Below are 19,114 nucleotides of genomic sequence, written 5' to 3'. Positions count from 1 at the left end.
TCTGTTCCCGGGGGTGCACTCCGGCGCGGTGAACCCGGTGCCGCCCTTCTCCTATCCTGCGCTGCACGCCAGCCATTCGGGCATCTGGATGGCGCAGGGCGGCGAGGTACGCGCGCTGTCGCGGGGCGAGGCGATCCGGCTCGCCGCCGATACGCCGGTGGTGCTGCTCAACGCGCCGCTGGTGGGTCAGCGGCTGGGCTATGCCGACCTGTCGGGGCTCGATCTGCTGGAGCTGTTCGCGTTCCTGCACCCCGCCCGCTTCATGGTGCCCACCGCCAAGGGCGTGGCGCAGGTGGCGGGGCTCCCCGTGCCCGAGCGGGACGAGGAGGTGGCGCCGTTCCTGCTCGCCGCGGTCGAGCGATTGCTGGCGGGGATCGCGGGCGAGTGGGCCGAGCGCGAGGGGGCGTGGACCGCGGCGCAGTCGCTCGCGCGCGCGCGCTGGGCCTGGGCGCCGGTCGTCGGGCCGCGGCTCGCCAGGCCGGCGCAGAACGAGCGCTGGCTCTTCTCCCGCCTGCCCGAATGGGAAGAGGTCGCCCCGCGCCCCGCGCCGCGCACGGTGACGCTGGTGGAGGACGCGGTGCTCGACCGGCTCGATGCGCTGACGGGGCGGGGGGCGGAGGCGCGCGGCGGACAGCGCGCCTATGCCGCCGCCGCCGCCGCGGCGTTCGGCCCGCGCGTGGCGCGCGATGCGCCGCAGCTGGTGCTGGCGGAGGCGGGGACCGGGATCGGCAAGACGCTGGGCTATCTCGCGCCGGCGTCGCTATGGGCGGAGCAGGCCGGCGGCGCGGTGTGGATCAGTACCTATACGAAGGCACTGCAACGCCAGCTGGGGCACGAAACCGTGCGCCTCCACCCCGACCGCGCCACGCGCAAGGCGCGGGTGGTGACGCGCAAGGGGCGCGAGAACTACCTCTGCCTGCTCAACCTGGAGGATGCGTTGCAGGGCGGGTTCGCCGGGCGCGCGGCGATCCTGGCGCAGCTGGTGGCGCGCTGGGCCGCCTATACCGACGACGGCGACATGGTCGGCGGCGACCTGCCCGGCTGGCTGACGACGCTGTTCCGCCGCAACGGCTCCGCCGCGCTGACCGACCGGCGCGGCGAGTGCGTCTATGCCGGCTGTCCGCATTACCGCAAATGCTTCATCGAGCGCGCCGCCCGCGCCTCGGCGGAGGCGGATCTGGTGATCGCCAACCATGCGCTGGTGATGGTCAATGCCGCGCGCGGGCGCGAATTGTCGACGCGGCCGACGCGCTACGTCTTCGACGAGGGGCATCACGTGTTCGACGCCGCCGACGCGATGTTCGCGACCGCGTTGACCGGGGCGGAGACGATCGAGCTGCGCCGCTGGATCGTCGGGCCGGAGGGGACGGCGCGCGGGCGCCGCCGCGGGTTGCAGGCGCGGCTGTCCGACGTCGGCAGCTATGACGAGCAGGGCGGGCGCGCGATCGCGGACATCGTCGCCGCGGCGGGCGCACTGGCGTCGGACGGCTGGCTGGCGCGGGTGGCGGAGGGCGCCCCCTTCGGCGCGATCGAGACGCTGCTGGGGGCGGTGCGGGGGCTGTCCTATGCACGCGCGGAGGCGGCGGGGACGGATGCCGGCTATGGCCTGGAAACCGAACTGGCCGAGCCGTCGCCCGCGCTGATCGAGGCGGCGGCGCCCGCGGCGCAGGCGCTCGACGCACTGGTGCGGCCGATGGTGGCGCTCGGCAAGCGGCTGGAGGCGGTGCTGGCGGAGGCGCCCGACTGGATGGACGGCCCGGCACGCGCGCGGATCGAGGGCGCGATCGCGTCGCTGGGGTGGCGCGCGGAGACGGTGGCGGCGTGGCTGGCGCTGCTGGCGCGCATCGGCGGGCCGGCGGACCCGCGCTTCGTCGACTGGCTCGCGGTCGACCGGGTCGAGGGTCGCGAATTCGACGTCGGGATCCATCGTCGCTGGCTCGATCCGACGATCCCCTTCGTCGAGACGGTGCTGAAGCCCGCGCACGGCGCGCTCGTCACCTCCGCGACGCTCACCGCGGGGGGCGGGTGGGAGACGGCCGAGGCGCGGATCGGCGCGCCGCACCTGCCCCGCCCCCCGGCGCGGTTCGAGGCGCCCAGCCCGTTCGACTATGCCGCGCGTGCCGAGGTCGTGATCGTCACCGACGTGAAGCGCGGCGACGTGCCCGCGCTCGCCAACGCCTATGCCCGGCTGGTGGAGGCGAGCGACGGCGGCGCACTGGGGCTGTTCACCGCGATCCGGCGGCTGCGTGCGGTGCACGCCCGCGTTGCCGACCGGCTGGCGCGTGCCGGGCTGCCGCTGCATGCGCAGCACGTCGATCCGGTCGATACGGGGACTCTGGTCGACATTTTCCGCGACGATTCCCACGCCAGCCTGTTCGGCACCGATGCGCTGCGCGACGGGATGGACGTGCCGGGCCATTCGCTACGGCTGGTGGTGATGGAGGGGGTGCCCTGGCCCAAGCCGACCGTCCTCCACGCCGCGCGGCGGCTGGCGGCGCCGGAGGGGGGCACCGCCTATGACGACCGTATCGTCCGCGCCCGGCTCGCCCAGGCGTTCGGGCGGCTGATCCGGCGTGCGGACGATTCGGGGATGTTCGTGCTGTTGTCGGCGGCGATGCCGTCGCGGCTGCTCGACGCCTTCCCCCCCGGCGTCCCGATCGCGCGCGTGCCGCTGGACGAGGCGGTGGCGCGGGTGCGGCAGCGGCTTTCCGCGCAGTCACTTTCCGCGCAGTCACTTTCCTCCGGGCCTGCGATCGGGCATGAGGCGGCCCTCGCCCCGGATTGAAGAGGATCGGTGCCCGTGAAGACGCTGACGCTGCTGCGCCATGCCAAATCGGGCTGGGACGATCCCGTCGCGCGCGACTTCGACCGTCCGCTCAATCCCAAGGGCCGCCGCGCCGCCGCCGCGATGGGGAAGCACCTGCGCGAGCTGGGGCTGACGTTCGACCGCGTGATCGCCTCGCCCGCGGTGCGCGTGCGGGAAACGCTGGACGACGTCGCGACCGGCTTCGGCCCGCTGTCGCCGGAATGGGACAAGCGGCTGTATCTGGCGTCGGCCGCCAGCCTGCTCGACGTGGTGCGCGAGACGCCCGCGGAGGCCGCGTCGCTGCTGCTGGTCGGGCATAATCCGGGGCTGGAGGATCTGGTGCTGATGCTGGTGCCGGACGAACGCGGGGGGCTGCGCGATACGGTGGAGGAGAAATATCCCACCGCGACGCTCGCCGAAATGACCTTCGCGGTCGACGACTGGGCCGATGTGGCGGCGGGCGGTGCGACGCTGACGCGCTTCGTGCGCCCGCGCGACGTGGACGCGACGCTGGGCCCGGACGAGGGGTGACGATCCGCATCCGCGCGGCGAAGGCGGTGGATGATGCCGCGATCGCGGCGATCCTGCTGCCGGTGTTCCAGGCGGGCGAAACCAACGCGATCGAGCGCGACGTGGATGCCGCCGGGGCGCTCGCTTACTGGTGCGATCCGCTGCATGCGGTCTTCGTGGTGGAGGATGCGGACGGCGTGTTGCTCGGCACCTCCTACCTGCGCGCCAACCAGCGCGGTGGCGGATCGCATGTCGCCAACGCCGGCTATGTCACCGCGGAGGCGGCGCGGGGACGCGGCGTGGCGCGGGCGATGGCGGAGCATTCGTTCGACGCGGCGCGGGCGGGCGGCTTCACCGCGATGCAGTTCAATATCGTCGTCTCCACCAACACGCGCGCGGTCGCGCTGTGGCAGGCGCTGGGGTTCGCGATCGTGGGGCGGGTGCCCGGCGCGTTCCGTCACCCGACGCTGGGCGCGGTCGATACGCTGGTGATGCACCGCACGCTTTGACAGCCCCGCCGCGACCCGCCACGCTGCGCAAAATCGCGAGCAAAGGGAGCAGGATGGCGGAGAGCGATACGCAGGTTCACGAATTGTCGCGCACCCTGGGGCTGATCCGGGTGATCGAGATGAACCCGGAGGGACGCGCGCGGATCGCCTATGCCGCGGGCCAGCATATGTGCCACTCCGGCGGGGTGGTGCAGGGCGGGTTCGTCACCGGCTGGATCGACGCGGCGATGGCGCATGCGGCGATCGCGATGGGCGGCGCGGACGTGGTGCCGATGTCGCTGGAGCTGAAGGTCAGCTTCTTCGCGCCGGCGCGCCCGGGCACGGTGATCGCGGAGGCATGGGTCGAGCGCCGCGGCAAGCGGACGTGCTTCTTCGAAGGGCGTCTGCTGGACGAGGGCGGCACGGTGCTGGCCAAGGCATCCTCGACGCTGATGCTGGCCGAACGGGCGCGGGTCGAGAGCGCCTCGAAGGCGGCGCTCGGATAGGCTTGCGATCAGCGTCGGGGCGGAGACGGGGCGCCGCACGATACCTGCGCCGCCCCCGTCGTGCGCACCGTGCAGGCGGGGCGTCCCGAAACGACGACCGCCGCGTCGCCGATCGCGTTGACGCGCGCGCTGTCGCGCGCCGCGGCGGTGACGCGCACCGTGTCGAGCGCCTGGACGTCGAGCCGATCCGCAACCAGCGCCGCGGCGTCGATCGTGCCGCTGCCGTTGGCGATCAGCCGCGTGTCGGCGCTGCGCCCGGCCAGCGTCATCGCGCCGTCGCCCGCCAGCGTCGCGGCCAGGTCGGTCGCCGCGATCCGTTCGACCGCCAGCGCGCCGCCGCCGGTCACCGACAGGGTGACACGGTCGCCCTTCATGCCGTCGATCGTGACGGTCGCCGCGGCATAGAGCGCCGCGCCCTCGATCCGCGGCGTGCGGACGGTCACGACCATGTGCATCGTATCGGGCGCGGCGAGCCGGCCGCCGGGGCGACGCACCACCAGCGTGCCGCCGCTCGCCGTGACGTCGAGCGTGGCGAGCGCCTTCGCGTCGTCGCCGCGCGCGGTGACGCCGTTGCCGCCCCCGGTGACGACGCGGACCTCGACCGGGGTCTCGACGCGCAGCCGCTCGACGCTGCCGATCGCCCATGTCCGCTCCGCCGCCTGTGCCGACGCCGGCAGCAGCAGGAGCGCCGGCAGCGCCGGCGCGATCAGCCGCCGCACCGCACCTCGCCGGACCCCATCTTCGTGACAGAACAGCGCGCGGCGGCGCCCAGGTCGACATCGCCCGAGCCCATCGACGTGACCCTGGCCTGGCCGCGTACCGTCGCGACCACGTTGCCCGAGCCGACCACGTTCACGTCGGCGCCGTTCGCGACGAACCGGCGCGCCGAAAGATTGCCCGATCCGGCGACGTCGACCTTCAGGGTCCGCGCCTCGCCCGCGGCGGTGACGTCGCCCGATCCCGCGATCGTCAGCTGGGCCCGTTCGACGCGCAGCGACGGCAGCGCGAGGTTGCCCGATCCGGCGACCGACGCATCGAACGCGCGTCCGCCGACGCGGTCCACGCTCATGTTCCCCGATCCGGCGACACCGACCGCAGCGATGGCGGGGAGCGTCACGAACACGCGCACCTGCCCCTCGCGATAGACGCCCTTCTGCCGGCTGACCTTGAGCGTCCGGCCATCGCGGGTGATCGCCAGCCGGTCGAGAATGGCGGGCGTCCCCTCGGCGCGCACGGAGAAGCCCGGGCCGACGCGGACGACCACATCGTCGCTGCCGCGCAGCTCGATCCGGTCGAAGTCGGCCGCGGCGAACGTGCGCGTCGTGCCGCTGCCCTGCGCGGGGATGGACGTGCCGTCGCCGCTGCCGATATCGATACTGTTACCGCACGCCGCCAGCGGCAGCAGCGCCGCCATCACGACCGTTCGCATGAGCATCCTCCCAAACCGTGTATTGCTAAGATAATACACGTCGGGCGCGCGCGCAAACGAAAAGGGCGACCCCGCGAGGCCGCCCCGTCCGGTGTATGGGGAGAGGGATGCGGCGTCAGGCCGGTACCTTGTCCTTGTTGTAGATCGCCGCGGCCTTGCGCAGGATGTCCAGGATCTTCTCCTGCGCCGCCGGCTCGTCCAGTTCCTCCATCGCGGCCAGCTCGCGCGCCAGGCGGCTGCACGCACCCTCGAAGATCTGGCGCTCGGAATAGCTCTGCTCGGGCTGGTCGTCGGCGCGGAACAGGTCGCGGACCACCTCGGCGATCGACACCAGGTCGCCCGAGTTGATCTTCGCCTCATATTCCTGCGCGCGGCGCGACCACATCGTGCGCTTTACCTTGGGCTTGCCCTTCAGCGTCTCCATCGCCTCGCGCATGGTCTTGTCGGAGGACAGCTTGCGCATCCCCACCGACTCCGCCTTGTTGGTCGGCACGCGCAGCGTCATGCGCTCCTTTTCGAAGCGCAGGACGTACAGCTCCAGCTGCATGCCCGCGATTTCCTGTTTCTGCAGCTCGATGACACGGCCGACACCGTGCTTGGGATAGACAACGTAATCACCGACATCGAAATGCAGAGCCTTGGCAGCCATGGGTGGCCTTTCCGCTGTTATGGCCCCGCGCTCCCGCCGGTCCGCGATATAGGGGAGTCGCGGGCAGGAGATGGAACGGGGCAGGTAGGTTGGACGTCTCCACCGGGCGCGAGGTACAAGCGCCCGTGCCGGACCCATATAGCATCCGCGACACAATATTTCCAGCGTGTTTGGGGCAGCAACGCTGACGGGCGGGAACCTTTTCGCGAGAAAGCGTTCCGCGATCCGCGTCACGATGGCACGTCAGCCGTCGTGGCGGTGCATCCATGCGCGCAGCGTCGCGATCGTTTCGTCCGGGCGGTCGGTGAAGGTGCCATGCGCCGCGCCCGGGATCACCGCCAGCTCTGCGCCGGGCACGCGCGCGGCGAAGCGCAGGCTCGTGACCGGGCGCGCCTCGTCATACTGGCCGACCATGAAGAGGGTGCGGGCGCCGTCGAGCCGCGCCAGCAGCGGCTCGCCGTCATAGTCGCGCAAGCTGCCGGTCGCGACGAACTCGCTCCTGCCCCACATCGTCTCGTACAATCGCGCGTTGAAGCCGCGGCCGTTGGCGCGTGCATAGTCGCGCAAGCCCGGCGGGTCCGGCTCGCGACCGTTGAAGCGACGGTAGAATTCCGCCGTTCCCGCCTCGCAGGCGGCGGCGGTGGCGGGTGCGGGCGTATCGCACGTGGCGAGCGCGGCCTGCGTCTCGCCGGGCAGCTCGCGGCGGAGCGCATCGGCATCGGCGATCCAGCTGCGCGTGGACACCAGCGGGCTGGCGAGGATCGCGCTGGCCATCGCGGGCGCGCGGCGCGCGGCATATTCCAGCGCGATCGTCCCGCCCCAGCTGTGCCCGCAGACGTGCCAGCGCGCGACGTTCAGCCCGCGGCGCACCGCCTCCAGCTCGTCGACGAAGCGCGCCACGCGCCAGTTGGCGGGATCGTTCGGATGATCGGAGCGCCCGCTGTCGAGCTGGTCGTAGAGGATGACCGCGCGCTCGTCCGCCAGCGCCAGCGCGTCGAGATAGCCGGCATGCGTGCCGCCGGGCCCGCCGTGCACGATCACCAGCGGCGGGCGCGGACCGGCGAGGTCGCCGTTGACGCGGACGTACACGCGCCCGCCCGGCACCGGCAGCATCGCCTCGCGCGTGGGGGCGGGATAGCCGGCCTCGCGCGCCCGCGCCGGACGCACGAGGGCCGGCAGCGGGACGCACACGCCCGCCGCCGCCAGACGCAACAGGTCGCGGCGCGCGAGCCGCATCGGATCGATCAGTCGCCCGAACCCGGCTCCGCGGAGAAATACTTGTCGTACTTGCCCTCTTCGCCCTTGTGCTCGTCGGCATCGGCGGGGGTCTGGTCCGCCTTGCGCGTGACGTTGGGCCATTGCGCGGAGAAGGTGTTGTTCAGCTCCAGCCACTGCTCCAGCCCGCTTTCGGTATCGGGCAGGATCGCTTCCGCGGGGCATTCCGGCTCGCACACGCCGCAGTCGATGCACTCGGACGGGTTGATGACGAGCATGTTCTCGCCCTCGTAGAAGCAGTCGACCGGACACACCTCGACGCAGTCCATGTACTTGCAGCGGATGCAGGCATCGGTGACGACATAGGTCATGGGCGCGGGTTCCTTTGCGTTCTCCCGTCCGCTTTTGCGCTACCTGACGGCGGCGTCAACGCTCCGCTGCCTGCTGCGAGACGTTTGCAGTCTCACCGGCGAGGAGTTCCTGATAGCACGCCACGGCCTCCGGCGCGGGCCCGCGGCGCAGCGGGAGCGCTTCCACCCGCAGCACGCGGACCGCGCCGTGATGCGCGAAGGTCAGGATATTGCCGACGCGCACCGGCGCATGCGCACGGTCGATCGCGCGGCCGTCGATGCGCAGGTGGCCGTCGCACGCCATCCCCTGCGCGATGCTGCGCGTCTTCGCGATGCGGACGTACCACAGGAACAGGTCGAGCCGCATGGTGCCGCCCATCAGCCGGCCTCCTTCATGCGCGCCCCCACCCCGCCAGCGCGGCGAAGGCGTTGTCGGGCGTCGGGGCGACGCGACGGGCGCGGGGACGCCCCTGCCACACGTATCGCGCGATCCCCTCGACCGGCGCGACGGGACGGAATCCCAGTTCCGCCATCAGCCGCGCGACCGTCGCCGCATGCAGGCCGATCGAGACGGCCAGCGTCGCATCGGGGGCGAAGGGGACCTTGCCCGCCTTCTCCCGCGCGTCATGCGCGGCGCGCGCCACCCGCTCGACCAGGTCGATCCGCACCGCCTGCGCGCCGAAGGCACGGTAGCCGGACGCCGGCGTCGCGCCGGGCGCCCCGCGCGGCAGGGTGACCGCGCCGGGCGGCGGCAGCGCATCGACCGCGGGCGTCCCCGCCGCGGCCAGCAACGCGCGCCGCCACACCTGCGCGCCCGCCTTCAGCAGGCGGGGGTCGAACAGGTCGAGCGCGCCGACGGTGACGCCGTGCCGACGCAGCCAGCGCCGGTTGTCGGGGGTGAGCGCCTCCACCGCCTCGCGCAGCGGCAGGCGCGCGGCGAACCCCGCGCCCGCCTCCATCGCCCCCGCGACGCTGCGCAGCGCCGGCCCCGCCTCCTTCGCGCGGGCGGCGTCGGCCAGTGCCGCGACCGCAGGCAGCGCGCGGGCGATCGCCGCGTCGAGCCAGGTGCGCAGCCGCGTCGCCACCGCCTGCCGCACCGCCGGGTCGAGGCAGTCGAGCGCACCGTCCAGCGCGATCTGCGGCCGGGCGAGCGAGGGGCCGCGCGCCAGCCGCGCGACGATCAGCCGGTCGGCGGCGATCTCCCCGGCGTGGGTGAGGGCAAAGGCGCCGTCGTCGCTCGCCACCAGCGTCTGCGCGCGGCGGCGACGCTCGCCTGCGAGGCGCTTTTCCGCGGTGGCGAGCAGCAGGCGCTTGTCGGCGGCATTGGCATCGGGCGCGACGACGAAGCGGAACCCCTCCAGCCGGCCGATGGCATGGGTGTCGATCGTCACCTCGCCCTCGGCATCGATCTCGACGGGCAAGGCGCCCAGGCCGCCGCCGATCTTCTTTGCAAGCGCGGTGGTGCGCTTGTCGACGAAGCGCTGCGTCAGGCTGGCGTGGAGCGCGTCGGACAGCCGCTCCTCGATCGCGAGCGTCCGCGCGGCCCAGGCCTGCGGATCGGCGAGCCAGTCGGGGCGCTGCGCGATATACGCCCAGCTGCGGATCGCGGCGATGCGCCCGGCGATCGTCTCGACATCGCCCTCGGTCCGGTCGAGCCGCGCGACCTCGTCGGCGAACCACTGGTGCGGGATATGGCCCTGCGCGAGATAGCCGAACACGCGCGCGACGAAGCGTGCATGCGGGTCGAGCCCCAGCTTCGCGAAGTCGGGAATGCCGCACGCCGCCCACAGCCGCGACACGTTGCCGCCGCGCGCGCTCGCACGGATCGCGGGATCCTCGACCAGCCGCTTCAGCACCTTGAGATCGATCGCCTCCGGCGCGGCGCGCAGCCGTTCGTGGTCCGGCCGCGTGGTCAGGCTGGCGATCAGCGCATCGACGCTCGACAGATCGGGCTGCCCCTCGCGCCAGTAGAGCCAGTCGAGCCGGGGGAAGCGATGCGCCTCGATCGCGGCGACCTCCTCGGGCTCGAACGAGTCGGGTCCCTCCGCGACCAGTCCGCCGAAGGTGCCGTCGCGCTGATGGCGCCCGGCGCGGCCCGCAATCTGCGCCATCTCCGCGACGGTCAGCCGGCGGCGGCGCTGGCCGTCGAACTTCGACAGTCCGGCGAACGCGACATGCCCCACGTCGAGGTTGAGCCCCATGCCGATCGCGTCGGTGGCGACGAGATAGTCGACCTCACCGGCCTGGAACATCGCCACCTGGGCGTTGCGGGTGCGTGGGCTGAGCGCGCCCATCACCACCGCGGCACCCCCGCGCAACCGGCGCAGCATTTCGGCGGTCGCATAGACCTCTTCGGCGGAGAAGGCGACGATCGCGGAGCGGCGCGGCAGGCGCGACAGCTTCTTCGCGCCGGCATAGGACAGGGTGGAGAAACGCGGTCGCTCGACGATCTCCACGTCGGGGATCAGCGCGCGCAGCACCGGGCGCAGCGCCTCCGACCCCAGGATCATCGTCTCCTCGCGCCCGCGGGCGCGCAGCAGGCGGTCGGTGAAGACGTGGCCGCGCTCCGCATCCGCGCCCAGCTGCGCCTCGTCCAGCGCGACGAAGGCGACATCGCGCTGGAGCGGCATGCTTTCGGCGGTGCACAGGAACCAGCGCGCGTCGGGGGGAACGATCCGCTCCTCGCCGGTGATGAGCGCGACGCGGTCCGGCCCCTTGATCGCGACGACGCGGTCGTAGACCTCGCGCGCCAGCAGCCGCAGCGGGAAGCCGATCATGCCGCTGGAATGCGCGCACATACGCTCGATCGCGAGATGCGTCTTGCCGGTGTTGGTCGGCCCCAATACCGCGGTCACGCGGGGTCGATCGATGCGCGTCATGGTACACGGTACATCGGGTCTGCGCGCGCCGGATGCAATCGTGATGAGCGTACATCCCGGTTCGGCGCAGGGTGCGAACGTTTCGGCGCAGCCGCGAAGGTCTACGCGTGCGGTTAATTTGACTTTAGCGACTCCGGTCCACAACGCTCCCCACCTCAGGCGCCGGGGGGTATGTCGGCGTTCAACCTGTGACGAAGGGCTGACGCGGGCGTGTTCTTGCGCGAGCAACAGGGGCTGGAATGGGCCGGGGGCGCGGGATCGCGCGCCTTCGGGCGTGCGCTGGTGCCGCTGGCGGATCGCAGCCTGTACGACCGCCTGCGCGTCGCCGCCGCGACCACCGACTGGACACCCGATCTGGGGCAGCGCATCGGTTCGCGCCAGTGGTGGCGCGGGCTCGCCACCTGCGCCGCGCTGGCGGGGGCGGCATGGCTGGTATCGCCCGGATTCGCGCCCGTCACCGGCTATACCGCGCCGGTCGCGATCGGCGCCGCGTTCGAGGAAACACGTACCCAGTCGATCGCCCCGCTGGGGCTGGGGGCGACCACCGGGCGGCGGATGGCGGCGAGCGCGCTGGTGCGGCCGCTGGCGGAGACGCCCGAGCGCCCGCAGGTCGAGCTGACCGCGGCGCTGGCCGACGGCGACACGCTGCGCAACGCGCTCCAGCGCGCCGGGGTCGGCGGGGGCGAGGCGGGGCGCGTCGCCGGTCTGGTGGCGGGCGCGGTCAAGCTGGACGACCTTCGCCCCGGCACGATCCTGTCGCTGACGCTGGGACGGCGCCCGACGAAATTCCAGCCGCGCCCGCTGGAGGCGCTGGCGTTTCGCGCCGCGTTCGATCTCAACCTGTCGGTCCATCGCACGATGGACGGCGGGCTGGCGCTCGATCGCCACCCGATCGCGATCGACCGCACGCCGCTGCGCGTGCGCGGGATCGTCGGCCCCAGCCTGTACCGCTCGGCGCGCGCCGCAGGCGTGCCGGCGCGCGTGGTCGAGGCCTATATCAAGGCGCTGGCGGGCAGCATGTCGATCGGCGACGTCGCCGCCGCCGACACGTTCGACCTGGTCGCCGACCAGGCGCGCGCCGCGACCGGCGAGGTCGAGGTCGGGCAGCTGCAATATGCCGGGCTGGAGCATAACGGCGGCCGCCTCCAGCTGGTGCGCTGGGGCGACAGCGGGTCGGGCACGTTCATGGACGCCAACGGCCAGTACGAGCGCCGCGGCGCGATGGGGATGCCGGTCGCCGGCCGCGTGACGTCCACGTTCGGGATGCGGATGCACCCGCTGCTGGGCTTCATGCGGATGCACAAGGGGATGGACATCGGCGCGCGCTACGGCGCCCCGATCCTGGCCGCGGTCGACGGCGTGGTGCAGTTCGCGGGCCGCTCCGGCGGCTACGGCAATTTCGTCAAGCTGGCGCATGCCGGGGGACTGGCGACCGGGTACGGCCATATGAGCCGGATCGCGGTGTCGCCGGGGACGCGCGTGCGGCGCGGCCAGGTGATCGGCTATGTCGGCTCGACCGGCATCTCGACCGGGCCGCACCTGCACTGGGAAGTGTGGAGGAACGGGCGGCCGGTCAACCCGCGCTCGATCTCGATGAGCAGCATCCAGACGCTGCCGGCGGAGACGCTGCGCGCGATGAAGGCGAAGATCGCGCGGTTGCTGGGGACGGCGGCGCGCTGACCTCGTGCTCCTGCGCACGCAGGAGCCCAGGGTCCAGCGCACCATCAGGCGTCGTCCGCCTGACCCTTGGGTTCCGGCGTTCGCCGGAACACGCCATTCTCACCGTCCCTGCGCGCGCCAGCGCTGGATCGTGCGGGCGATGATGTCCGCCTCGCCGCCGGTTTCGCGCCACAGCGACGAGAACAGCGGGTCGGCCGAGGCGGGGCGCTTGCCCTCTTCGAGCGCGTCGAACGCGACCCGGATCGGGATCGCGACGCCCTCGCCACAGACGATGCATTCGCGGTTGCGCAAGGCGGGCAGCGTGTCGAGGAAGCCGCGCGCACCCTCCGGCATCGCGGCGCGGACGAACGACTGATCGCGGTCGTTGTTGAGGCGCATCGCGATGATCGTGCCGCATTGCGACAGCACGCCCTCCGCCAGATCGGACGGTCGCTGCGTGATGAGCCCCAGCGACACGCCGTACTTGCGGCCTTCCTTGGCGATGCGGCCCAGGATGCGCGCGACGGCGGTCGGCGCCTCGCGGTCGGACGGGATGTAGCGGTGCGCCTCCTCGCAGACGAGGAGGATCGGGCGCTGCGGCTCGTTGCGCGACCAGATCGCGAAATCGAAGACCATGCGGCTCAGCATCGCGACCACCACCGAGGTGATCTCGCTCGGCACGCCCGACACGTCGATGATCGAGATCGGCTTGCCGTCGCCCGGCAGGCGGAACACACGCGCCAGGAACGACGCCATCGTGTCCGCGACCAGCATGCCGGAGAACATGAAACCGAAGCGCGGATCGCCCTTCATCTCGTCGATCTTGTTCTTCAGCCGCAGATAGGGCGCGGTGTCGCCCGCGCGGTCCATCTTGCCCATCTCCTGCTGGATGATCTGCGTCAGGTCGCTGAGCAGGTACGGGATCGGCGCGTCGACCGTCAGCTTGGGGATCTCCTGTCCCAGCCGGTTCTTCGCGCGGGCGGTGAGCAGGCATTTGGCGAGGATGTCGGCATCCACCTGCCGCTCGGCGCCGGTGGTGGTCAGGAACACCTCGGCATGTTCCTCGAAATTCATCAGCCAATAGGGCATCTGTAGGTTCGAGACGTCGTACAGCGCGCCGATCTCGCCGAACGCGGCGCCATATTCGCCGTGCGGGTCGATCATCACGACGTGTCCCTGCGGGGCGAGCGCGCAGATCCGGTGGAGAATGAGCGCGGCGGCGGTCGATTTGCCGGTGCCGGTGGAGCCCAGCAGCGCGAAATGCCTGCCGAGCAGCGGGTCGATCAGCAGCGAGGCGCGCACATCGTCGGTCGGATGGACATGGCCGATCTCGATCGCGGGGCGGTCGGGGGCGGCATGGACCTGCTTCAGGTCGGCGTCGGTGACCGGAAAGACCTCGTCACCGGGCATGGGATAGCGCGTGACGCCGCGGCGGAAGTGGTGCAGGCGCGCGGTCAGCGGTTGCTCGTCGGCCTCCCCCAGGAAGTCGATCGCGGCGGCGACCTGATGCCCGGTCGCGCTCGCCAGCCTGAGCGTGCGGATGTTGGCCAGCAGCCAGCGGGTGCCGACGCGGACCTTGATCTGCCCGCCGACCTGCCCCGCCGTCGCGACGATGGGATCGGGATCGTTCGCCAGCGCCGCGAGCGCGGTCGCATCCAGCACCACCTCGCTCTGCGCGCCGGCGACCTCGCGGACATAGCCGATGGGGTCGTGCGCGGCCGGATCGTGCCGGACGCCGGCGAAGGCGGACGCTGCCGGAATATCGTTCATTGCGTGAATCACCCCTGCCCGAACGGTCCACCGCTAATCGGGGAGGATGAAGAAATCGTGCAGCCGGTCAGCCGCGTGCCGCCCAGCGCCCCGCCGCCCAGCCCAGCAGCACCGACAGCGCCACCGCGCTGAGGCCGTAGAGGATCGAGTGGCGGTCGGCGGCCTGCGCCACGAAACGCTCGAGCCCCGATTTGCGGATATCGATGTCGCGCACCGCGGCGGCGAGGACGCGGCCGTCGCGGATCAGGAACGTCTCCGCGGTGAAGCGCCCGACCGGCACGCGCGCCGGGATCGCGACGCGCGCGCGGTAGAGCACGCCGTCGGTGATCTCGACCGCGCCCGGCGCCTCGTAGAACAGGCCGGTGCGGGTGCGCTGCTCGACCAGCCCGCGGGTGAAGCGGTCCTGCACCGGCGCGGGGGCGGCGGAGGCGGGGGAGAGTTGGAGGCCGTCGAGCCCCAGTTCGTAGATCGCGCGGGTACGGGCATCGACCAGCCGGTCGAGCGGGCGGGACGAGGCGACCGCGTAGAAGCTGGGGGCCGAGCGGTAGCGCAGCTTGCCGGCATTGACCCAGATGCCGGCGACCTTCTCCTTCTCGCGGATGACGATCGACTGGGTCGGTCCCTTCACGACGATCACCACATCGGTAGGCGCCGCGCCGCGCGGCAGCCGCCCGCCGGGGTAGAGGATCGCGCCGAACAGCAGCAGCTCGGCGCCGGTGAAGCTGTACGCGATCTCGATATTGCGCTGCGACACGTCGGGCACCAGCACCGGCTTGGCCTGCGCGGTCAGCAGCGGCGCGGCGAGGAGGAGGGCGGCACGCCTCACGACAGCTCGACCGAATAGATTTCGTCGGGCCGCCACCCCAGCCCCAGTGCGATGCGGAACGCGACCAGCAGCACCATGATCGCCAGCGCGAGGCGGAGATATTCCGGCTTCGCCTTCGCCGCGAAGCGCGCGCCGACCTGCGCCCCCACGACCGAGCCGACCAGCAGCAGCGCGGCCAGCACGATGTCGACGGCCTTGGTGGTGGTGGCATGGACCATGGTCGCGGCGGCGGTGACGAACAGGATCTGGAACAGGCTGGTGCCGACCACCACCGCGGTCGACATGCCCAGCAGGTAGATCATCGCCGGCACCAGCACGAAGCCGCCGCCGATGCCCAGCAGGATCGTCAGGATGCCGGTCGCGAACCCCAGCAGCAACGGCGCCAGCGGCGAGATGTACAGGCCAGAGGCATAGAAGCGCATGCGGAACGGCATGGCCGCGACCAGCGGGTGGTGCCGCCGCCGGCGCGCCGCGGCGACGCGGCGCCCGCGCGAGACGAGGATCGCGACGACCGCCTCGCGCAGCATCAGCACGCCGATCGTGCCGAGCAGCAGGACGTAGGTGATGGCGATGACGGTATCGATCTGCCCCCATTGCTGGAGCAGGCGGAACAGCCACGCGCCGAACAGCGACCCCAGCACGCCGCCGATCACCAGCACCATGCCCATCCGCGTATCGACCCCGCCGCGGCGGAAATGCGCGAACACGCCCGACACGCTCGCGCCGGTGACCTGCGTCGCGGCGGAGGCGGCGGCGACGGTGGGGGGAATGCCGTAGACGATCAGCAGCGGCGTGGTCAGGAACCCGCCGCCGACCCCGAACATTCCCGACAGGAACCCGACGCCCGCGCCCAGCGCGATCATCACCAGCGCGTTCACCGACAGGTTCGCGATCGGCAGGTAGAGATCCATGACGCCGCCGTCGCTACCCGGTTCGGTGCGCGCGCGCCATTCAGAAGTCGGTGCCGAGCGACAGGGCGGGACCGGAGACGGGCGCGGCGTTGCCCGCGACGCGCTGTCGCCAGTCGAGCGTGACGCGCAGGCGCCGCGCCCCCGCGGGCAGCGTCACCGCGGCGGTGGGGCCGATATCGAATCGGGCCGCGCCGCGCTGCGCCGCACCCCAGGCGCCGATGCCGAGATCGAGTGCGATGCCGCCATGCGAGCGGGCGACGGGCCGCGCGATGCGGATCGCGCCATCGGCATAGCCCTCCATGCCATCACGCGCAATCGCGCCGGCCTGCGCATAGCCGTCGAGGCGAAAGCCGGCGGCGAGGTCGCGGTCGCCGACCCCGCCGGCCACGCCGATGGCGGTGCCGCTGCGGATCCCGGCGACCCCGATGCGGCGTTCCAGCGTGACCCGCGCCGGCAGCGCGCCGGGTTGCCATTCGATGCCGAGCGCGAGTTCCTGCTGACGCACCGCCAGCGCGCCGGAGGCGCGCGCCACGATGGCGACGCGGCGCGCATCGTCCAGCGTGTAGGCGATGCGTGCGCCGATCTGGCTGCCCCCCAGCTGCGGCGTGGCGACCCCGGCGCGCTGGCGGCCGTCGCGCACGATCGACCAGAGGCTGCCCGACCAGCGCGACGGGCCGGGCGGCGGCGGCGCGGGCGCGCCGTAGCGGACCATGCCCAGCAGCGCGAGCGTGACGCGTCGGTCATCCGTCCGCGCCGCGGACGCCTTGGGTGGCGCCGATCGATCGGGAAGCGCGGCTGCGCTGGCCGGCGTGGCGACGGCGGGCGTGACGAACCGCAACGGGGAAGGTCGTCGAGGCGTCGGGAACGACGGCGGCGTCGTCATCGCGATCTCCGTCGGCTCCACCGGCGCGGTCGCCGCGACGGCGACGGGGAGGATCGCGCGCCACGGCTCGATCTCGATCGGCGTGGCGACGGGCCACAGCCACCACGTCCGCGCCGCCACCCATCCACCCAGCACCAGCCCCATGAAGCGGAGCGGCCGGCCACGCCCCGCGGCGATCATGCGTCGCCCGGCAGCACGTCGGGGAAGCGGTGGACGGTCTTGTCCCAGCGCGGCGGGACACCGCGCAGCGTCGCCACGTAGCGCGCCAGCGCCCGTCGCGCCGCCAGCATCGCGATGATGTTGCCGACCAGCGCGCGCGGCAGCGACCACCACCCCTCGCGCCAGCCATGCTCCTGCGCGGTGCTGCGCGCGCGCACCGCGAGCCGCCAGCCGAGCAGCCCCGCATTGACCATCAGCATCAGCCGCATCGCGGGCGTCGCCGCCGGGACGGTGCCGCCCGCGAGCGCATGCCCGGCGAGCGACAGCGTGAAGCCGACCAGCGCGAGATAGGCGGCGAGCAGCGCCAGGACCGCCAGCGGCCCGCGGCGGTCGCGCATCCGCATCCAGCGCTCCGCCCAGCGCCAGCGCCCGCCCCAGCCGGTGCGATCCCAGCCGGACAGCGCGATCCCCGTCACCCAGCGCGCCTTCTGACGTACCGCGGCGTCGATCGTGTCGGGGAAATAGGCGCGGGTCGCCACCAGCGCACCGTCCGGATCGCGCCAGCGCGCGAAGCACGCGGGCAGCCCCATCGCCCCGATGCGCAGGCCGAGTTCGTAATCCTCGGTCAGGCTGTGCGCGTCGAACGGGGCCTGTCCATCGCCCGCCAGCGCGACCAGCGCATCGCAGCGGATGGCGCAGCCCACCCCCGCCAGCGGCAGCGCCGCGCCCAACCCGGCACGCACCACCAGATGGCGGCCATGCGACTCGGCGAATTCGTCTGCGTACGTCCCCGATACCAGACGGCGCCGCGGATCGATCAGCGGCACGACCGGCAGTTGCACGAGCGCCGCCGCGCGCAGGTGATGGTCGAACACGCGCAATTCCGCAGGGTGGACGACATCCTCCGCATCGTGGAGGACGACCGCGTCGGTCGGGCGGCCGCCCGCGGCATCGTCGCGCCGCAGCGCGCGCCACAGGTGATTGAGGCAGTCGGCCTTCGTCGTCGGTCCGTCGCCGGTGACGGTGACGACGCGTACCCGCCCATCCTGCCCCGCCACCTCCGCGACCGCGGCGATGGTGGCGGGATCGTTGGGGTAGCAGCCGACATAGAGGCGATAATCGGGGTGGTCGTAGCGGCGCAGCGCCGCGCGCAGCATCGCCCCGATGACGCGATGCTCGTCCCACGCGGCGACGAAGACCGCCAGGCGCAGCGGCGGCGCATCGGGGAGCGTGTCGAGCGAGGACGGCGGCGTGCGGCGTACGCGCCACAACAGGTCGACCAGCAGGTCGTCGATCCCGCCGATCAGGATCGCCACGGCGGCGAACAGAGTCACCTCCGCCAGCGCCGCATCGAGCAGCGCCAGCATCTCGGCAGCCGAGGCCGCCAGCCCGTCCCCCCAGCCTGACATGAGTTAATGTCATGCGGGGGCTGTGGCGCATCTGCAACGCTTTTTGACAGACAAGCGCCGAACCTCGCGCGACCGCTCGTCGTCGCCGAACCATCCGGCGATCGGTGCGTTGGCCCGCCGGTCCCTTTCCCCCTTTCGGGACCGAGTGCCGACCCCAAGCCGGTACTGGCCGCGTCGCGCGTTGTTGCGACGCGGCCGAACCGTGGAGTTCCGGCCGCGGACGCGCGATCAGAAGCGTTCGCGATCCCACGCATCCGGGACGTAACCGTCACGCTGGCCATAGCCGCGGTCGTCCCGTCGGTCGTAACGGTCGTAGCGGTCGTCGTCGCGCCAGTTGCCGCGCGCGTAGGGGCTGCCGGGGCCATAGATCAGATTGCGATAGGCCAGTCGCGCCTGATGCAGCTCGGCCCGCTGGCGGCGGATCTCCCACACGTTGCCGCGTGCCTGCGCGCGCTGCAGGTCGCGCTCCTCGCGCATGATATTCTCGCGATAGCGCCACAATTCGCCGCGCGATTGCGCCGCGGCGGCGCCCGCGGCCAGCGAGCCGGGAATCAGCGTGGCGGCGATCAGCGCCGCGGTCATCAGCTTACGCATCACAAGGCCTTTCGTTCGTCGCGGCGGCACCGGGGCTCGGCACCGCCATGACGACACTGCTAGGCTGCGCG

18 protein-coding genes are annotated in these 19,114 nt (G+C 72.4%); 5 read left to right on the top strand and 13 right to left on the bottom strand.

What is annotated here, in order from left to right; all coding sequences use genetic code 11:
• The first annotated feature begins 88 nt into the window (after positions 1-88).
• From PGN23_RS01280 to PGN23_RS01265, 4 genes are read left to right on the top strand one after another with little or no spacing between them, the layout of a single operon-like run.
• Positions 89-2,785: an ATP-dependent DNA helicase gene (locus tag PGN23_RS01280; protein WP_335302047.1), complete on the top strand. Its 2,697-nt coding sequence runs from the start codon at positions 89-91 to the stop codon at positions 2,783-2,785.
• A gap of 15 nt (positions 2,786-2,800) precedes the next feature.
• Positions 2,801-3,337, top strand: a complete 537-nt coding sequence (locus PGN23_RS01275) for a SixA phosphatase family protein (protein WP_335301043.1) — start codon at positions 2,801-2,803, stop codon at positions 3,335-3,337.
• Complete coding sequence (locus tag PGN23_RS01270) at positions 3,334-3,825, top strand: GNAT family N-acetyltransferase (RefSeq protein ID WP_335301042.1); 492 nt, start codon at positions 3,334-3,336, stop codon at positions 3,823-3,825. The genes PGN23_RS01275 and PGN23_RS01270 overlap by 4 nt, the downstream gene beginning before the upstream one ends.
• A 53-nt stretch (positions 3,826-3,878) precedes the next feature.
• A complete protein-coding gene (locus PGN23_RS01265) occupies positions 3,879-4,310 on the top strand; it encodes a PaaI family thioesterase (RefSeq protein WP_335301041.1) in 432 nt (143 codons plus the stop codon).
• An 8-nt stretch (positions 4,311-4,318) separates the two neighbouring features.
• Here PGN23_RS01265 and PGN23_RS01260 read toward each other — a convergent pair whose 3' ends face one another.
• From PGN23_RS01260 to PGN23_RS01230, 7 genes are all read right to left on the bottom strand, one after another.
• Positions 4,319-5,029, bottom strand: a complete 711-nt coding sequence (locus PGN23_RS01260) for a GIN domain-containing protein (RefSeq protein ID WP_335301040.1) — start codon at positions 5,027-5,029, stop codon at positions 4,319-4,321.
• Entirely contained in the window at positions 5,017-5,739 is a 723-nt protein-coding gene (locus tag PGN23_RS01255) for a head GIN domain-containing protein (RefSeq protein ID WP_335301039.1), read from the bottom strand. Before PGN23_RS01255 ends, PGN23_RS01260 begins: the two co-directional genes overlap by 13 nt.
• A 115-nt stretch (positions 5,740-5,854) precedes the next feature.
• Positions 5,855-6,388 carry a CarD family transcriptional regulator gene (locus tag PGN23_RS01250; protein ID WP_335301038.1) on the bottom strand — a complete coding sequence of 178 codons (534 nt, stop codon included), beginning with the start codon at positions 6,386-6,388 and terminating at the stop codon, positions 5,855-5,857.
• 243 nt (positions 6,389-6,631) lie between these two features.
• Positions 6,632-7,624: a proline iminopeptidase-family hydrolase gene (locus PGN23_RS01245; RefSeq protein WP_335301037.1), complete on the bottom strand. Its 993-nt coding sequence runs from the start codon at positions 7,622-7,624 to the stop codon at positions 6,632-6,634.
• A gap of 8 nt (positions 7,625-7,632) precedes the next feature.
• Complete coding sequence (fdxA, locus tag PGN23_RS01240) at positions 7,633-7,974, bottom strand: ferredoxin FdxA (protein WP_335301036.1); 342 nt, start codon at positions 7,972-7,974, stop codon at positions 7,633-7,635.
• Between the two features lie 55 nt (positions 7,975-8,029).
• Entirely contained in the window at positions 8,030-8,332 is a 303-nt protein-coding gene (locus PGN23_RS01235; RefSeq protein WP_335301035.1) for an RNA-binding S4 domain-containing protein, read from the bottom strand.
• A 13-nt stretch (positions 8,333-8,345) separates the two neighbouring features.
• Positions 8,346-10,832 carry a helicase-related protein gene (locus PGN23_RS01230; RefSeq protein WP_335301034.1) on the bottom strand — a complete coding sequence of 829 codons (2,487 nt, stop codon included), beginning with the start codon at positions 10,830-10,832 and terminating at the stop codon, positions 8,346-8,348.
• A gap of 210 nt (positions 10,833-11,042) precedes the next feature.
• On the opposite strand from PGN23_RS01230, the gene PGN23_RS01225 reads away from it, so the two are divergent.
• The gene (locus PGN23_RS01225) at positions 11,043-12,512 is read left to right on the top strand and encodes a peptidoglycan DD-metalloendopeptidase family protein (protein ID WP_335301033.1); all 1,470 of its coding nucleotides are present in this window, start codon (positions 11,043-11,045) and stop codon (positions 12,510-12,512) included.
• 99 nt (positions 12,513-12,611) lie between these two features.
• Here PGN23_RS01225 and PGN23_RS01220 read toward each other — a convergent pair whose 3' ends face one another.
• From PGN23_RS01220 to PGN23_RS01195, 6 genes are all read right to left on the bottom strand, one after another.
• Positions 12,612-14,261 (bottom strand): ATP-binding protein, encoded by a 1,650-nt coding sequence (locus PGN23_RS01220; RefSeq protein ID WP_335301032.1) that lies wholly within the window; start codon positions 14,259-14,261, stop codon positions 12,612-12,614.
• 67 nt (positions 14,262-14,328) lie between these two features.
• Positions 14,329-15,087 (bottom strand): TIGR02186 family protein, encoded by a 759-nt coding sequence (locus PGN23_RS01215; RefSeq protein ID WP_335301031.1) that lies wholly within the window; start codon positions 15,085-15,087, stop codon positions 14,329-14,331.
• Entirely contained in the window at positions 15,084-15,998 is a 915-nt protein-coding gene (locus PGN23_RS01210; RefSeq protein WP_335301030.1) for a sulfite exporter TauE/SafE family protein, read from the bottom strand. The genes PGN23_RS01215 and PGN23_RS01210 overlap by 4 nt, the downstream gene beginning before the upstream one ends.
• Before the next feature lie 40 nt (positions 15,999-16,038).
• A complete protein-coding gene (locus PGN23_RS01205; protein WP_335301029.1) occupies positions 16,039-17,061 on the bottom strand; it encodes a hypothetical protein in 1,023 nt (340 codons plus the stop codon).
• Complete coding sequence (locus PGN23_RS01200) at positions 17,058-18,449, bottom strand: glycosyl transferase family protein (RefSeq protein WP_335301028.1); 1,392 nt, start codon at positions 18,447-18,449, stop codon at positions 17,058-17,060. Before PGN23_RS01200 ends, PGN23_RS01205 begins: the two co-directional genes overlap by 4 nt.
• A gap of 228 nt (positions 18,450-18,677) precedes the next feature.
• Positions 18,678-19,043 (bottom strand): hypothetical protein, encoded by a 366-nt coding sequence (locus PGN23_RS01195; RefSeq protein ID WP_335301027.1) that lies wholly within the window; start codon positions 19,041-19,043, stop codon positions 18,678-18,680.
• Positions 19,044-19,114: the final 71 nt, after the last annotated feature.

This window comes from Sphingomonas adhaesiva, from assembly GCF_036946125.1.
Lineage (GTDB): Bacteria > Pseudomonadota > Alphaproteobacteria > Sphingomonadales > Sphingomonadaceae > Sphingomonas > Sphingomonas adhaesiva_A.
Note: the sequence above shows the minus strand (reverse complement) of the source record. Positions and strands in the feature narration are given on the sequence as shown.

What these genes read in the sequence shown, in the direction of transcription:
- PGN23_RS01280 (WP_335302047.1), top strand. Translation starts at nt 89, where the DNA reads ATGGCGCAGGGCGGCGAGGTACGCGCGCTGTCGCGGGGCGAGGCGATC.
- PGN23_RS01265 (WP_335301041.1), top strand. Translation starts at nt 3,879, where the DNA reads ATGGCGGAGAGCGATACGCAGGTTCACGAATTGTCGCGCACCCTGGGG.
- PGN23_RS01255 (WP_335301039.1), bottom strand. Translation starts at nt 5,739, where the DNA reads ATGCGAACGGTCGTGATGGCGGCGCTGCTGCCGCTGGCGGCGTGCGGT.
- PGN23_RS01250 (WP_335301038.1), bottom strand. Translation starts at nt 6,388, where the DNA reads ATGGCTGCCAAGGCTCTGCATTTCGATGTCGGTGATTACGTTGTCTAT.
- PGN23_RS01245 (WP_335301037.1), bottom strand. Translation starts at nt 7,624, where the DNA reads ATGCGGCTCGCGCGCCGCGACCTGTTGCGTCTGGCGGCGGCGGGCGTG.
- fdxA (WP_335301036.1), bottom strand. Translation starts at nt 7,974, where the DNA reads ATGACCTATGTCGTCACCGATGCCTGCATCCGCTGCAAGTACATGGAC.
- PGN23_RS01235 (WP_335301035.1), bottom strand. Translation starts at nt 8,332, where the DNA reads ATGGGCGGCACCATGCGGCTCGACCTGTTCCTGTGGTACGTCCGCATC.
- PGN23_RS01230 (WP_335301034.1), bottom strand. Translation starts at nt 10,832, where the DNA reads ATGACGCGCATCGATCGACCCCGCGTGACCGCGGTATTGGGGCCGACC.
- PGN23_RS01220 (WP_335301032.1), bottom strand. Translation starts at nt 14,261, where the DNA reads ATGAACGATATTCCGGCAGCGTCCGCCTTCGCCGGCGTCCGGCACGAT.
- PGN23_RS01210 (WP_335301030.1), bottom strand. Translation starts at nt 15,998, where the DNA reads ATGGATCTCTACCTGCCGATCGCGAACCTGTCGGTGAACGCGCTGGTG.
- PGN23_RS01205 (WP_335301029.1), bottom strand. Translation starts at nt 17,061, where the DNA reads ATGATCGCCGCGGGGCGTGGCCGGCCGCTCCGCTTCATGGGGCTGGTG.
- PGN23_RS01200 (WP_335301028.1), bottom strand. Translation starts at nt 18,449, where the DNA reads ATGTCAGGCTGGGGGGACGGGCTGGCGGCCTCGGCTGCCGAGATGCTG.
- PGN23_RS01195 (WP_335301027.1), bottom strand. Translation starts at nt 19,043, where the DNA reads ATGCGTAAGCTGATGACCGCGGCGCTGATCGCCGCCACGCTGATTCCC.